Source organism: Brevundimonas sp. (assembly GCF_046293315.1).
Taxonomy (GTDB): domain Bacteria; phylum Pseudomonadota; class Alphaproteobacteria; order Caulobacterales; family Caulobacteraceae; genus Brevundimonas.
Genome location: NZ_JBKBPF010000041.1, coordinates 1 through 789, shown reverse-complemented (window position 1 = coordinate 789; position 789 = coordinate 1). Strand labels below are relative to the sequence as shown.

1 protein-coding gene is annotated in these 789 nt (G+C 74.5%); it reads right to left on the bottom strand.

All coding sequences use genetic code 11. From position 1 onward, the window contains the following. The coding region (locus ACK4SE_RS13900) for a hypothetical protein (RefSeq protein WP_409693894.1) at positions 1-789 on the bottom strand (789 nt) is incomplete at both ends.

Below are 789 nucleotides of genomic sequence, written 5' to 3'. Positions count from 1 at the left end.
GGAGAGGGCGGGGCGGACAGCACCGGCACCCAGTTCAGGCGCATGAGCTCTGCGTGCATCTCTCGGGCGCTCACCGCCGGCCGCACGTCAGGGGCGGTGGCGCTGGCGAAAGGCGCAGCTGCGGGCCGTGCCTTGGCCGCCGCCGCCACTGTCATGGGCAACTCCGACGACGCGCTGGTCGCACTGGTCGCGCCTTTGCGAAAGAGGCCAAACCCGCCAAACACGCTGAGCGCAGCCAGCCCCACCTCCTGTGCAGCGCTGCCCAGCAGCCCGGCGGAATGGGTGGCCATCGCTGCGGAGGTGGCAGCGGAAGCAGGGGTGGCGGCGGTGGCGGCGGCGGTGGCGGCGGCGACAGCGGGCGCCTGCGGTTTGTCGGCCGCAAACAGCCGCCCAAAGTGCGCCCACAGCCCCGCCAGCAGCGCCTCGCCGCGCGCTGCGGCCGCCTCCCCGCGCCCTGCCTCCTGCTCCTCGTGCGCCGCCCGCGCGGCCGTCACCACGCCCGCGCGGTCCAGCATCGAGTGCATGCCCAGCAGGCGCAAGGCGGCCAGCGCTGCCGCATCCTCCTCCGCCGCGCCCTCCACCTCCCGCATGCGCACGCCCAGCGCGCGGTACATGTAATCCAGCGGGTTCACGGTGCCCTGCCGCCGCAGCGCGCCCAGCACAATGCGGCTGGCCACCTCCACGTCCTGCAGCTGCTCCAGCATGGCCAGCTTCTTGCGCACGGCGGACCGCGAGCCGAGCGGGCGGGCTGGGTCGGTGGCCAGCTCGGGGTGCGGCACCAGCTCATAG